Below are 12,589 nucleotides of genomic sequence, written 5' to 3' on the forward strand. Positions count from 1 at the left end.
AAGGACCGAGAAGTTCGAGGCGGCGTAGCTTTGAGTACCGGAATGTATGCTTTTAATACATGAGGAAAGGAAAAGCAAGCCAACGAAGAAATTCGATGTGTCATTTTTACCGGACTTTTTGAACATCTTATTTAAAGGGGGAAGGAAAATGGGGAAGATATCAATTAAAACGATTGTAGCAATAGGGATTGGGGCAGCGGTTTTCGTTATTTTAGCACGTTTTGTTGCTTTACCAACCGGAATTCCAAATACAACGATCCAAACAGCATATGCATTTTTAGCTTTAATGGCGGTAGTCTTCGGGCCGATTGCTGGCGGATTGATTGGATTTATTGGTCACACATTAACTGATGCTACTGCTTATGGATCTGTTTGGTGGAGCTGGGTTTTTGTATCGTTATTTATTGGATTCTTTATCGGATTGGTTGCTAATAAAATTAATATTGATAGTGGTATACTTGGAGCAAAACAAATCATTACATTTAATATTATACAAGCAATCGTTCAAGCTATTGGTTGGGGTTTACTTGCACCAGCACTGGATGTTTTAATTTATGCAGAACCAGCAAACAAGGTATTTGTACAAGGAGCAGTCGCAGGTATATCAAACATTATTACAGTTGGGGTAATTGGCACAATCCTATTAATTGCATATGCAAAAACCCGCAGCCAGAGTAATAGTTTATCGAAGGAATAACCAGGATGGCACGATAGAAGGAGATCACTATGAAAAAACCAATCATAGAATTCAGTAATTTTACATTTAAATATAGAAGCCAAACAGAACCTACACTTGTCGACATTAATTTAAAGATTTATGAGGGAGAAAAGGTGTTAATTGTTGGTCCCTCAGGATCTGGAAAAAGTACGCTAGCCCATTGTATTAATGGGCTAGTTCCTTTCTCATATAAAGGTGATATCCATGGAAGTCTATTGATAAAAGATAAGGAATCAAAGGATATGGACATTTTTTCCATATCGAAATTGGTTGGTACGGTTTTACAGGATCCAGATGGACAATTTATTGGGCTATCGGTTGGTGAGGATATTGCCTTTGCTTTAGAAAATGATGAAGTATCCCAAGAACACATGACCCGTCAAGTGGTGGATGTCTCGAAACTTGTTGGCATGGAGGAAAATATTGAATCTTCCATACATCAGCTATCCGGTGGACAAAAACAACGTGTATCACTAGGAGGGGTAATGGTTGATCAGGTAGATATATTACTTTTTGATGAACCATTAGCAAATCTTGATCCTGCAACGGGAAAGCTTGCCATTTCGTTGATTGATAGGGTGCAAAAAGAAACAGATACAACAGTGATTATTATTGAACATCGATTAGAGGATGTCCTGCATTCAGATGTTGATCGAATAATTGTAGTCGATGATGGGCGGATTGTAAGTGATTCTACCCCTGATGAATTGTTATCTTCAACTGTTCTGGAATCAAGTGATATCCGTGAACCACTCTATATCAAAGCTTTAAAATATGCTGGTTGTGCTATTACTGCGGAAATGAATCCATCTCATCTAAACACATTGAAACTTGATGATTGTAAAAATAAGTTAATACAATGGTTTGAAGCAACAACTCAAAATGAAATTAATGAAAAGGCATCCCCCATTTTAGTTTTAGAGGATGTTACATTTGGCTATGAGCAGTCTAAAAACAACATACATAATATATCCTTTTCCGTTAATAAAGGAGAAATGGTAAGCATTGTCGGGAAAAATGGTGCTGGAAAATCAACACTGTCTAAATTAATTTGTGGTTTTGAAAAGGTTAAATCCGGCAGAATCTTATTTAATGGAGAGGATATTACAAAAGATACCATTCATGAACGTTCACAGCGAATTGGTATGGTTATGCAAAATCCAAATCAAATGATATCCAAGCATATGATAGTTGATGAGGTGGCACTGGGACTTGTGATGCGGGGAGTGCCAGAAAATGAGATTAAGGAACGTGTAGAAAAAACGTTGAAGGTTTGTGGTCTCTACCCATTCCGAAATTGGCCGATTTCTGCATTAAGCTTTGGTCAAAAGAAACGAGTGACGATTGCTTCCATTTTGGTATTAAATCCAGAAGTCCTGATTCTTGATGAACCAACTGCCGGTCAGGATTTTCGCCATTATACAGAGATCATGGAGTTTTTAGTTGAATTAAATCACAATGGTGTAACAATAATTATGATAACGCATGATATGCACCTCATGCTGGAATATACACCACATGCCATAGCTATTACTGATGGAAGAATCATAGCCGATAGTTCAGCTGTTGATGTAATTACAAATGATACAGTAATAGAAAAAGCTAATTTAAAAAAGACTTCATTATTTGATCTAGCTGTTAAGGCTGGGATTGGAAATCCGAAAGAATTTGTCACAAGGTTCATTTCCTTCGATAAGGAGGTTAGAAAAAATGGCAGCGGAAATGCTTTCATATATTGAAAGAAAGTCCCCGATTCATGATTTATCAGGCGTAACAAAGCTGATCATTTTTTTAATGTGGTCTACTGCAGCCATGCTTACATATGATACACGTGTATTGCTGTTTCTCCTAGTGATGAGCATAACTGTTTTTATTATTTCAAAGATTAGTATTCGCGACATAGCGTTTGTATTGATATTTATTCTGTCTTTCTTGCTTTTAAATAATATTGCGATCTATATTTTCTCTCCACAGGAGGGTGTGAAAATATATGGAACGAGCCATGTATTATTTGAAATTGCGGGTCGCTACAATGTTACGTTAGAACAGCTATTTTATCAGTTGAATATAACACTTAAATATTTTGTAGTAATTCCAGCAGCACTCCTATTTATTGTAACCACTCACCCGAGTGAATTTGCAGCCTCGTTGAATCGGATCGGAATAAATTATAAAATAGCTTTTTCTGTTTCACTTGCATTAAGGTATATTCCTGATATTCAGCGTGATTTTCGTACAATTGCACAATCACAGCAAGCAAGAGGAATCGATTTATCAGGAAATGAAAAGCTGTTAAAACGAGCTAAAAATGCAACATCTATTATTATGCCATTAATCCTATCCAGTCTGGATCGGATTGAGGTTATTAGTAATGCACTGGAGCTTCGGGGATTTGGTAAAAATAAAAAGCGAACATGGTACAGTGCTAAGCAGCTTAAACGTGCTGATTATATAACTGTTCTCATGGGGGGTATTATTTTAATCGTATCATTAGTTATAACTTTTCATGATGGAAGTCGCTTCTATAACCCATTTAATTAACTAAAGGTATATGCAGACTCCTCTGTTATTTACCTTTTTTACTTACAAAAATGAATACAGTATAATAAAGTCATAGTTTTTAACCCCCTCTGAAGGGATGAATTAAATGTGAAGGTTTTTTGGGTGAGATTTGGTTTGTTTTGCATATTATGGGTGCTATTAATTTTAATGGACAGTGAACAAATACCACTGAGTATAATGGCTTTTACAACTGCTATGGGGGGTTATTTTTTCCTATCCTTACAGAAAGCACTGCTTCTTTTATACACAGGATTATCTGCTATCGTTATTGTTCATGGTTTTTTCCTTGTAGATGAACCAATATTTACTGTTATATTACTGCTATATATTATGATGGATGCAGCTTTTCGATTGAAAAATAAATATTTGCCATGGTACCTGCTTATCAACCTTGCTTTTTCTATTTACCTTCTGTTTATTCAGTATTATCCTATTCTTGAAATAATTATAATTAGTGTTTTCTTTTACTTTCTTATTATGGCTATTAACAGACTCTCGATGGATCTGCGTGAACAACAGGAGATGTATGATGGATTATTGACGGAGTACCGAAATTTAAAACGATTAAATATGGCAACTGAACGCGATGCACGGCTGGGGGAGCGGACAAAAATAGCACGGGAGATTCATGACTCTGTTGGTCACAGGTTAACCGCCCTGATTATGAAGCTCGAGATGCTTGCTATTCAACAGGGAAGTACTGAGTATAATGAACTGAAAGAGATGGCGAGTGTCAGTTTGGATGAAACCCGTCAGGCAGTGAAAGCATTACAAACAGAAGAACATGAAGGAATTGCAACCGTCGTACATTTAATTCGTAAACTGGAAGCAGAAAGTCATATACTTGTACAGTTTACGATGAGGCAGGGGATACTGTCAGTTCCGTTGACCAATGAAAAAAGTGTCGTATTGTATCGTGTGATCCAGGAAGCATTGACCAATGCAATGAGACATGCCGGTTCTAGAGAAGTACATATCATTTTAGGGAAGTCTGCAACTGGAGATATTGCATTTGAAATAAAAAATTCAATTTTTAATGCGAAACCATTTACGTTTGGATTTGGGCTATCCAACATGAAGAGTCGTGTTGAGGAATTATATGGCAGTTTATCTGTGTATCAAACTGATGAACAATTTATCGTAAATGGAATAATTCCAAGTGAATAGGGAGGCTGTAAAATGCGTGTGTTGCTCGTAGAAGATCAAGCAATCGTAAGACAGGGACTTAAGGTTATTCTGGAGCAGGATGAAAATATTAACGTTTCGCATGAAGCAGGGAATGGCCAGGAAGCAATAGAAATAATGGAAAAGCACATGATAGATTTTATTATGATGGATGTGCGAATGCCTGTTATGAATGGAATTGAGGCAACCAGGAAAATTAAGCAAAAATGGCCGGAAGTAAAGATTTTGATATTAACCACATTTAATGATGATGAGTATGCACTAGAAGCGTTAAAAGAGGGAGCAAATGGTTTTTTACTGAAAACATCTGAATCGGATAAACTAATTGATGCTGTACACAGCTGTATGAAAGGTGGTCTTACACTGCATGATGATGTAGCGGCAAAAGTGATGCCGCGTTTATTACAGCGGTCAACGAAACCGAGTCCCGACGTCTCTTTCTCCACCCGTGAACTAGCGATTACAAAGCTGGTCGGAATGGGACGCACAAACAAGGAAATTGCTGTGGAGCTCTATTTATCTGTTGGTACAGTAAAAAATCACCTTACACAAATTTTGCAAAAGACTGGTCTTCGTGATCGTACTCAATTGGCAATATATGCTGTGAAACACGATATAGCTGAGTTTTAATTTTTTCGATTATATTAATACTGTCATTATTTTATGACATAAATTGTATCAGCTGCATGCAGACTTCAATTATAATTAAGATAGATTGTAATATGAAGAAGGTGTGGCAAAGACATGTTAGATATTATATTGGATTGGCGCTGAGTTTTACAAAAATATTTAAATAAAGGAAACTCTCCACATTGTTGGGGAGTTTTTTGCTTTTATAAAGCATTTTATGACCTAAGTCACTTTAAACGATTCAATTTAGTGACTCCAGACAGTATGAAGCAGCTTTGAATAGTTGTAAACTAAATGTACAGGAGGAGATACGAATGCTTGAATTAGTAGATCTGTCAAAGAAATTCAAACAAATGTATGCTGTGAAGAATTTAAATATGTTTATTGAAAAAGGGGAAATTGTTGGCTTGCTTGGACCGAATGGTGCTGGCAAATCGACAGCAATTTCTATGCTTTCATCCTTGGTTGAACCAACAAATGGGGATGGGCGCTTTAATAATATAAGTATTTTGAAAAGACCTGCACCACTTAGGAAGGTTATTGGAATGGTACCTCAGGAAATAGCATTGTATAACGATTTAACGGCAGAAGAAAACCTGAGATTTTTTGGAAGAATATACCGGTTGAAAGGTAATGTTCTTAAAAAGAAAATAGATGAAATATTAGAGTTGATCGGTTTAGCAGACAGACGAAAAGATGTTGTAGAAAAATATTCAGGTGGGATGAAACGGCGTCTTAACATAGGGGTAGCTTTATTGCATGATCCTGAAGTAATTATCATGGATGAACCAACTGTTGGGATTGATCCCCAGTCCAGGAATTATATTTTGGAAACGGTAAAACGTTTGAATGCCGAAAAACAAATGACTGTATTGTACACGAGTCATTATATGGAGGAAGTTGAGTTCCTGTGTGATCGTATTTATATTATGGATAAAGGAAATCTGATTGCCTCTGGAACAAAGGATGAAATTAAACGAATCCTTTCAGCAGAAAAAACCATTTCAATTAAAGCGGAGCGATTGAATTTCCTTTGCCACCATTATGGTTACTTCTTTTTCTTCCGCAATCACACGATTAACTATAGGATTCTGTTTTAACATATTTGTTCTAATTGCAATTCTGGGAACTGCTCTAAGTGGAATGATGAACGGTCAGAATCCGAATATAAATGTGAAGGTTACATTTATTGAACATGGGGATGAAGCAGAACAAGTAGATCGTTTTATGAATGAAATTGAAAATGATCTGCCACAAGCTGCAGTAGAAGGTATTCAATCAGGTATAGATGGAATGATGCCGATTAGCATATTAAAAAAAGAAGTTTTTGGCAGTGAGGATTTGAAAGAAATTGTTGAAATAAATGAGGTCCATCTGTCGGAACGCACATCTGTGTTGGATGATAATACCTACACGACAGTAATTGAAGTTCCAGATAATTTTACGTATCAAACGTTAAAACATATGGTACTTGATCAGGATACACAACCGACATTAAAGGTTACTCAAAATGATCAACATCAAATTGGATCAAGTATTGTATCTGATGTTTTAAATCAATTTCAGGAGCAACTTACATTGGGAACATTTCTTGAAAAGAATGGAATTGATCAGAATGCTATTCAATTAGATGAAGAGAGCTACGGTGAAGTAACAACAATCAACCAAAAGAAATCCGTAACATCAAAAGGTTACTATGCTGTTGGAATGGCAGTAATGAATGTTCTCTTTATTGCTTCAACAATAGGTTCAATGGCTTTTCTTGAGAAAAAGATTCATGTGTTTGATCGTGTTATTTTAGCGAATGTATCACGGTGGGTCTATTTTACTGGTGTTTTAATTTCCGGGACAATTATTGGATTTTTCCATTTATTAATTGTTTTTGGATTTGCATGGCTGGTATTTGGTGTATCCTGGCCGGATTTAATTGCATTCTTTACGGTTACGTTGGCATTTGCGGCTGCGGTGGGTGGAATAGCAGTATTACTTACAGCAATAAGCTATCGATTTAATTCAGAAGTTATTACAAATTTCTTTTCAGGTATTGTTGTAACAATTATGGCGGTTTTAGGTGGAAGCTTTTTCCCGCTTGGAGATTCCTCAGCAATTATACGAACACTTGGTAATCTAACCCCAAATGGCGCAGGTATGTCAGCATACTTGACTATTTTAAGAGGTGATGGTATTTCGCAAATTGGTAGTCATATCTTTTTCCTCATTATCTTTGCAATTGTGACAGTTATCATTGCAGCACTTAGTTTTCCTAAGAGGGGGTTGGCAAAATGAGGGGAATTTTACTGGCAAAATTTAAAATGTTTATTCGGAACCCATTTACCTTCTTAATTTTTACTGGAATGTCGATTGGATTTGCTCTTTTAATAGGTGGAACTGGTGGTATGACTACGATAAATGTTCCAGTATATGCAGAGGATAATTCAGTCGATGATTCCATTATTGGAGATATGTTAGACGAAGCTGATGCATATTCTTTTAACTGGATATCTGAAGAAGAAATGACTGAACAGGTTTCAAATGGAAAAGCAGAGGTTGGGGTTCTACTTCAAGAAGATGACTTTCAGCTATTAGTTGGCGTAGACTCACCAAATGCAGCTATGATTGAAAATACAATCCGAAGGGCATACGTGAAAAAACAGCAGCAGGAACAAATCCTGGAAGCTGCAAATCCCACAACTGAAGCTGAAGAGAAAACAGTATTGGAAGAATTACAGTCATCCATGGAGTCACCGGTTTTCAATATAAATACAGAAAGTTTTAGTAGTACGGACGCTGTTGTTTATGATAATACATTCCATTCTCTGTTTGGATTTACCTTATTCTTTGTAATTTACACGATTGCATATAATGTATTACCAATATTAATTGATAAAAAGGATGGAATTTGGGATCGGATAATTCTATCACCTGTTAAAAAATGGGAAATGTATGTGGCAAATTTAGTCTATAGTTTTTTTGAAGGCTATTTACAAGTATTGATTATTTTTCTTATTTTCCGCTATTGGGTCGGCGTAGATTTCAATGGCAGATTCATTGAAACACTGCTATTACTTATTCCGTATGTGTTTGCAATTGTAGCTTTATCCATTTTACTAACAGCATTAATGAAAAATGCACAACAGTTTAATGCAGTTATACCAATTGTTGCGGTTAGTATGGCTATGATTGGTGGAGCTTATTGGCCGATAGAGATAGTAGAATCGAAAATCTTACTCGCTTTGTCAAAAATTAATCCATTAACCTATGGCATGGAAGTTTTGAATGGCGTAGCTGTATACAGTTATCCACTTAAAGAATTACTTTATCCGATAAGTATATTGCTGCTGATGGGTGTAGTGATGATCGGTGTAGGAATTCATTTAATGGAAAGAAGACATGTGTAAAGTTGATAAATGGATTGACCATTTTGTGTGGCTGGTTCAGTTTAAGAAAAGAAAAACGCTCAGAATTTCATCTGAGTGTTTTTTACACTTCAATTCCCTTTCCAATTCCCAACCTATTCCAGTATAATTAATTTATATACTTTTTATAAAATTGGAATTAGGAGGAATTGTATGCTTAATAAGGCATTGATTGAAAATGTACTATCTGCTGCACTTACGACAGGCGGAGATTTTTCTGAAGTATTTGTAGAAGATCGCTATACGAATAACATGCACCATCAAGCCGGGAAACTGGAAAAGAGTCTTTCTGGACGGGATTTCGGTGTCGGGATCCGCATTTTTAAAGGACTTCAAAGTGTATATGCATACACAAATGAATTTTCTGAGGAAGGTCTTCTAAAAGCAGCAAAAAAAGCAGCAGAAGCACTTCAAGGAGCCAAAAGCGAAGAAAATATTATATTGCCAATGGAGAAAGAAATAATCCAAACGGCTCATCCAATCCAATTTATGCCAAATAGTGTGGAGAAAAGTCGCAAATTAGCTGTCTTAAGAAATGCCAATGATATTGTAACCAATTATGATCCATCGATTTCCCAGGCAATTGTTAGGTTAGTGGATGAAGAACAAAATGTATTAATCGCAAATTCAGAAGGAACATTTGTAGAAGATAAGCGAGTTAGAAACAGGTTAGCCATTGCAGCCATCGCAACGGATGGAACTGACATGCAGATGGGCTTTTACGGACCTGGTGCACTTCAAGGGTTCGAATTTATCGAAGGATTAGATCTTAATCATTATGCAAAAGAAGCAGCGCGTATCGCTGTTACCATGCTCCATGCAGATCCTGCTCCAAGCGGTAAATTTCCGGTAATTATTGATAATGAATTTGGCGGGGTCATTTTCCACGAAGCATGTGGTCATGGATTAGAAGCAGCTGCTGTCGCGAAAAATAACTCTGTTTTTGCCAATAAAGTTGGCGAAAAAGTAGCATCAGACCTTGTTACATATATCGATGACGGGACGATTACCAATGAATGGGGATCTATCAACATAGACGATGAAGGAGAAAAGGCGCGAAAAAATGTATTAATTGAAAATGGAATTTTAAAGGGATATATGATTGATAAGTTCAATGGCAGAAGAATGGGAGCCGAATCCACTGGTTCAGGACGAAGAGAATCCTATAAATTCGCACCAACTTCCCGGATGACAAATACGTATGTTGCACCAGGGAAATCAACACCTGAAGAAATTATCGCAAATACCGAATATGGAATCTATGCCAAATATATGGATGGTGGTTCAGTAAACCCTTCAACCGGTGATTATAATTTTGCTATAAACGAAGCATATTTAGTGAAAGATGGAAAAATCGACAAGCCAATAAAGGGAGCAACGTTAGTAGGAAACGGCGCAAAAACTATTCAAAAGGTAGATATGGTCGGAAATAATCTTGGACATGGTGCAGGTATGTGTGGTGCCTCCAGTGGCAGCATTCCAGTAAACGTTGGTCAGCCAATGCTGCGTGTGAGTGAGATTACAGTCGGTGGAAGGGAGACAAAATAAATGGAATTAACAACATTTCGTAATCAACTGTTTACAGAAGGGGAAAAATTAGGACTAACAGATATAGAGCTTTATTATGAAAAGCAGGAAAGCTTCTCTTGTCAAATCTTTAAAGGTGAAATAGATGGCTATGAATCATCCACCGTTAATGGTATTTCCGTTCGGGGACTTTATAATGGCCAGATGGGTTATGCCTATACAGAGAAACTAGACGAGGAATCAATTCTATTTTTACTTGAAAGTATCAGGGAAAATGCACCCTTAATAGAAGATGAGCCTGAAGAAATGTTTACAGGTGAAGACGCAAATTATCAGGAAGTAGATTATTACTCTACCAATCTTCAAGCTGTGACAGTGGAGGATAAAATAGCGTTCTTAAAAGAAGTGGAGAAGAAAATTTATGCATACGATTCACGGGTTGTCCAAACGGATTATGCAACCATCCAGGATCAATCCATTGAAAAGGAATTATTCAATAATAAAGGACTCTTCTTGAGCGATCGAAATAATTTCCTGAACGTTATCATTTCTGTCGTCGTCAAAGAGGGCGAGGAAATCAAGTCTGATATGTATTTTAAAATAACAAAGGACTTTGCTTCGCTTGATGCAGATGAAATCGCAAAAAAAGCAGTTGAAAAAAGCTTAAGCTATCTGGGAGAGCAAGCTTATCCTGACAAAAATTACCCAGTCATTCTCAAGAACAGTGCTGCAGCAGCACTCATTACGACCTTTGCATCATCCTTTTCTGCTGAAGCCGTTCAAAAGGGACAATCACAACTAAAAGGGAAACTGGATGAAAAAGTTGCATCGGAACATGTAACCTTATTGGATGATCCATTTTTGCCTGAAGGAACCCGAAGTGGAACGTTTGATTCAGAGGGAGTTCCAACAGGACAGCTAAACGTGGTGGAAAATGGGAAACTAAAATCCTATTTCTATAATTTAAAAACAGCAAAAAAAGATGGTGTTTCTTCTACAGGACACGGACATAAACCATCCTATAAAGAAACAATCGGTGTCAGTCCATCTAATTTTTATGTTGTTCCTAGTGAGAAAACCTATATGGAGCTATATGAAAAGCTCGAGGAAGGAATTATCATTACTGATTTAGCTGGACTGCATTCTGGCGCTAATCCAATATCTGGTGATTTTTCACTTGCAGCTAATGGATTTTATGTAAAGAATGGCAAAATCGTTGGACCAACCACCCTCATGACGGTTGCTGGCAACTTTTTTGAAGTCCTGCAAGAGATCGAACAAGTTGGTTCAGACCTTGAATTTTCACCAATGGGCGGATCTGGATATATTGGATCTCCATCACTTAAGCTTAAGGGATTGGCAGTAACCTTTGATTAGGGAAATGGGAAGCATGGAGATCGTTCCCATGCTTCCCATTTTTTCGAAGCGATACAATTTACAAGAGGTAGATTAGAATAGTGATTTAATCTATCTCTGTGTTTTGCCGTTTTTAAATCTTGATATATCTTATTCTTTTTTAACCGTGATCAAACCAATTTCGTCCTTGCTTCTTTATTTATCATCTTTAATAACTCTGCAATGTTGCTGGAAAAGGGGAGGGTATGCCTTTGTTCAAGTAATGGTTACTTTAAGTACGTTTCTACACAAACTATATATGATCGTTCCTACTATTTTACCGCTTTCCAAATTGTCCATCTATCTTTTTCAATTATATTAGTATTTGTTGATAACGATTTGTCTATATGACTTATTAGTAATTTCAATTCTTCATCATTTAATTCATGTAATATACTTCTTCCAGTTCTTTCACTTAAATCCTTTAGTAGTTGGTCTTTATCACTGTAAACTTTTCTTGTTTCCCACAATTTTACTTCTTCTATAGACTTGAACCCAGCTTCCTGTAGGGAGTCAATTACATATTTACTATTGTATCTGCGTTTGGTCTCCATTTCACTTAATCTTGGAAAGAGTTCAGAGAAATACCCTCTAATATGATTATCATTACCTTCTAATAAGCAATCTTCAGGAGTACGGTCTTGTATAATATAAAATCCTTCGTTCTTCAATACTCTATAGCCTTCTTTGAAACAGGCTTTTAGATCTTCAATGTGATGAATCAATGCTCTTTCAAGTAGCAAATTAAAACTATTACTATCTAAACCTGTTTCAAGAGCATTTCCATGTTTAAAGATAATATTTTCATGTTTTTTACAATTAGCTCTAGCACCTTCAAGAATGGCTTCTGAAAAATCAATACCAGTAACAAAACTCACACCTATGTCCGATAGAGCGTTAGAATAGATTCCTCCACCACAACCAACATCTAAAGCGTTAGAAACATTTTCGATTGGTACAAGTTTTTTAATTTTTTCAATCCACGACTTGTCAGCAGTCCGAGTTGTATAAGTAGATTGATTTTTTTTGTTATGAAAATCGATACTCATTTTGCATACCTCATCTCAGGCTTTTTGTATTACCCTACTAATCTTAACTCATAATACAAATAACTTAAAATACTAACATTTTATATAAACCGATAAGTTTTTCTTAT

11 protein-coding genes are annotated in these 12,589 nt (G+C 36.4%); 10 read left to right on the plus strand and 1 reads right to left on the minus strand.

Going from position 1 to position 12,589, the window contains the following annotated elements:
* Positions 1 to 148: 148 nt before the first annotated feature.
* The 10 genes from CIL05_RS10430 to CIL05_RS10475 all read left to right on the plus strand — a co-directional run bounded on the left by CIL05_RS10430 (position 149) and on the right by CIL05_RS10475 (position 11,415).
* Positions 149 to 697: an ECF-type riboflavin transporter substrate-binding protein gene (locus CIL05_RS10430; protein WP_095655469.1), complete on the plus strand. Its 549-nt coding sequence runs from the start codon at positions 149 to 151 to the stop codon at positions 695 to 697.
* A gap of 29 nt (positions 698 to 726) precedes the next feature.
* Positions 727 to 2,457 carry an ABC transporter ATP-binding protein gene (locus CIL05_RS10435; RefSeq protein ID WP_095655470.1) on the plus strand — a complete coding sequence of 577 codons (1,731 nt, stop codon included), beginning with the start codon at positions 727 to 729 and terminating at the stop codon, positions 2,455 to 2,457.
* Entirely contained in the window at positions 2,429 to 3,259 is an 831-nt protein-coding gene (locus CIL05_RS10440; protein WP_095655471.1) for an energy-coupling factor transporter transmembrane component T family protein, read from the plus strand. The genes CIL05_RS10435 and CIL05_RS10440 overlap by 29 nt, the downstream gene beginning before the upstream one ends.
* A 108-nt stretch (positions 3,260 to 3,367) precedes the next feature.
* Positions 3,368 to 4,447 (plus strand): sensor histidine kinase, encoded by a 1,080-nt coding sequence (locus CIL05_RS10445; protein WP_095655472.1) that lies wholly within the window; start codon positions 3,368 to 3,370, stop codon positions 4,445 to 4,447.
* Between the two features lie 12 nt (positions 4,448 to 4,459).
* A complete protein-coding gene (locus CIL05_RS10450) occupies positions 4,460 to 5,095 on the plus strand; it encodes a response regulator transcription factor (RefSeq protein WP_095655473.1) in 636 nt (211 codons plus the stop codon).
* Positions 5,096 to 5,409: 314 nt separating this feature from the next.
* The gene (locus CIL05_RS10455) at positions 5,410 to 6,195 is read left to right on the plus strand and encodes an ABC transporter ATP-binding protein (protein ID WP_095655474.1); all 786 of its coding nucleotides are present in this window, start codon (positions 5,410 to 5,412) and stop codon (positions 6,193 to 6,195) included.
* Complete coding sequence (locus CIL05_RS10460; RefSeq protein ID WP_095655475.1) at positions 6,140 to 7,381, plus strand: ABC transporter permease; 1,242 nt, start codon at positions 6,140 to 6,142, stop codon at positions 7,379 to 7,381. Before CIL05_RS10455 ends, CIL05_RS10460 begins: the two co-directional genes overlap by 56 nt.
* Positions 7,378 to 8,493, plus strand: coding sequence for an ABC transporter permease (locus CIL05_RS10465; RefSeq protein WP_095655476.1), 1,116 nt, complete (start codon positions 7,378 to 7,380; stop codon positions 8,491 to 8,493). The genes CIL05_RS10460 and CIL05_RS10465 overlap by 4 nt, the downstream gene beginning before the upstream one ends.
* 171 nt (positions 8,494 to 8,664) lie before the next feature.
* Positions 8,665 to 10,059, plus strand: coding sequence for a TldD/PmbA family protein (locus tag CIL05_RS10470; protein ID WP_095655477.1), 1,395 nt, complete (start codon positions 8,665 to 8,667; stop codon positions 10,057 to 10,059).
* Positions 10,060 to 11,415 carry a TldD/PmbA family protein gene (locus tag CIL05_RS10475; protein ID WP_095655478.1) on the plus strand — a complete coding sequence of 452 codons (1,356 nt, stop codon included), beginning with the start codon at positions 10,060 to 10,062 and terminating at the stop codon, positions 11,413 to 11,415.
* 290 nt (positions 11,416 to 11,705) lie between these two features.
* Here the strand turns inward: CIL05_RS10475 and CIL05_RS10480 are convergent, their stop codons facing one another.
* Positions 11,706 to 12,482, minus strand: a complete 777-nt coding sequence (locus tag CIL05_RS10480) for a class I SAM-dependent methyltransferase (protein WP_095655479.1) — start codon at positions 12,480 to 12,482, stop codon at positions 11,706 to 11,708.
* Between the last annotated feature and the right edge of the window lie 107 nt (positions 12,483 to 12,589).

It is taken from the genome of Virgibacillus profundi (assembly GCF_002287375.1).
GTDB classification, from domain to species: Bacteria; Bacillota; Bacilli; order Bacillales; family Amphibacillaceae; genus Virgibacillus_K; species Virgibacillus_K profundi.

Coding starts and splice junctions, on each gene's coding strand:
- CIL05_RS10430 (WP_095655469.1), top strand. CDS start 149: ATGGGGAAGATATCAATTAAAACGATTGTAGCAATAGGGATTGGGGCA.
- CIL05_RS10435 (WP_095655470.1), top strand. CDS start 727: ATGAAAAAACCAATCATAGAATTCAGTAATTTTACATTTAAATATAGA.
- CIL05_RS10440 (WP_095655471.1), top strand. CDS start 2,429: ATGGCAGCGGAAATGCTTTCATATATTGAAAGAAAGTCCCCGATTCAT.
- CIL05_RS10450 (WP_095655473.1), top strand. CDS start 4,460: ATGCGTGTGTTGCTCGTAGAAGATCAAGCAATCGTAAGACAGGGACTT.
- CIL05_RS10455 (WP_095655474.1), top strand. CDS start 5,410: ATGCTTGAATTAGTAGATCTGTCAAAGAAATTCAAACAAATGTATGCT.
- CIL05_RS10460 (WP_095655475.1), top strand. CDS start 6,140: ATGGTTACTTCTTTTTCTTCCGCAATCACACGATTAACTATAGGATTC.
- CIL05_RS10465 (WP_095655476.1), top strand. CDS start 7,378: ATGAGGGGAATTTTACTGGCAAAATTTAAAATGTTTATTCGGAACCCA.
- CIL05_RS10470 (WP_095655477.1), top strand. CDS start 8,665: ATGCTTAATAAGGCATTGATTGAAAATGTACTATCTGCTGCACTTACG.
- CIL05_RS10475 (WP_095655478.1), top strand. CDS start 10,060: ATGGAATTAACAACATTTCGTAATCAACTGTTTACAGAAGGGGAAAAA.
- CIL05_RS10480 (WP_095655479.1), bottom strand. CDS start 12,482: ATGAGTATCGATTTTCATAACAAAAAAAATCAATCTACTTATACAACT.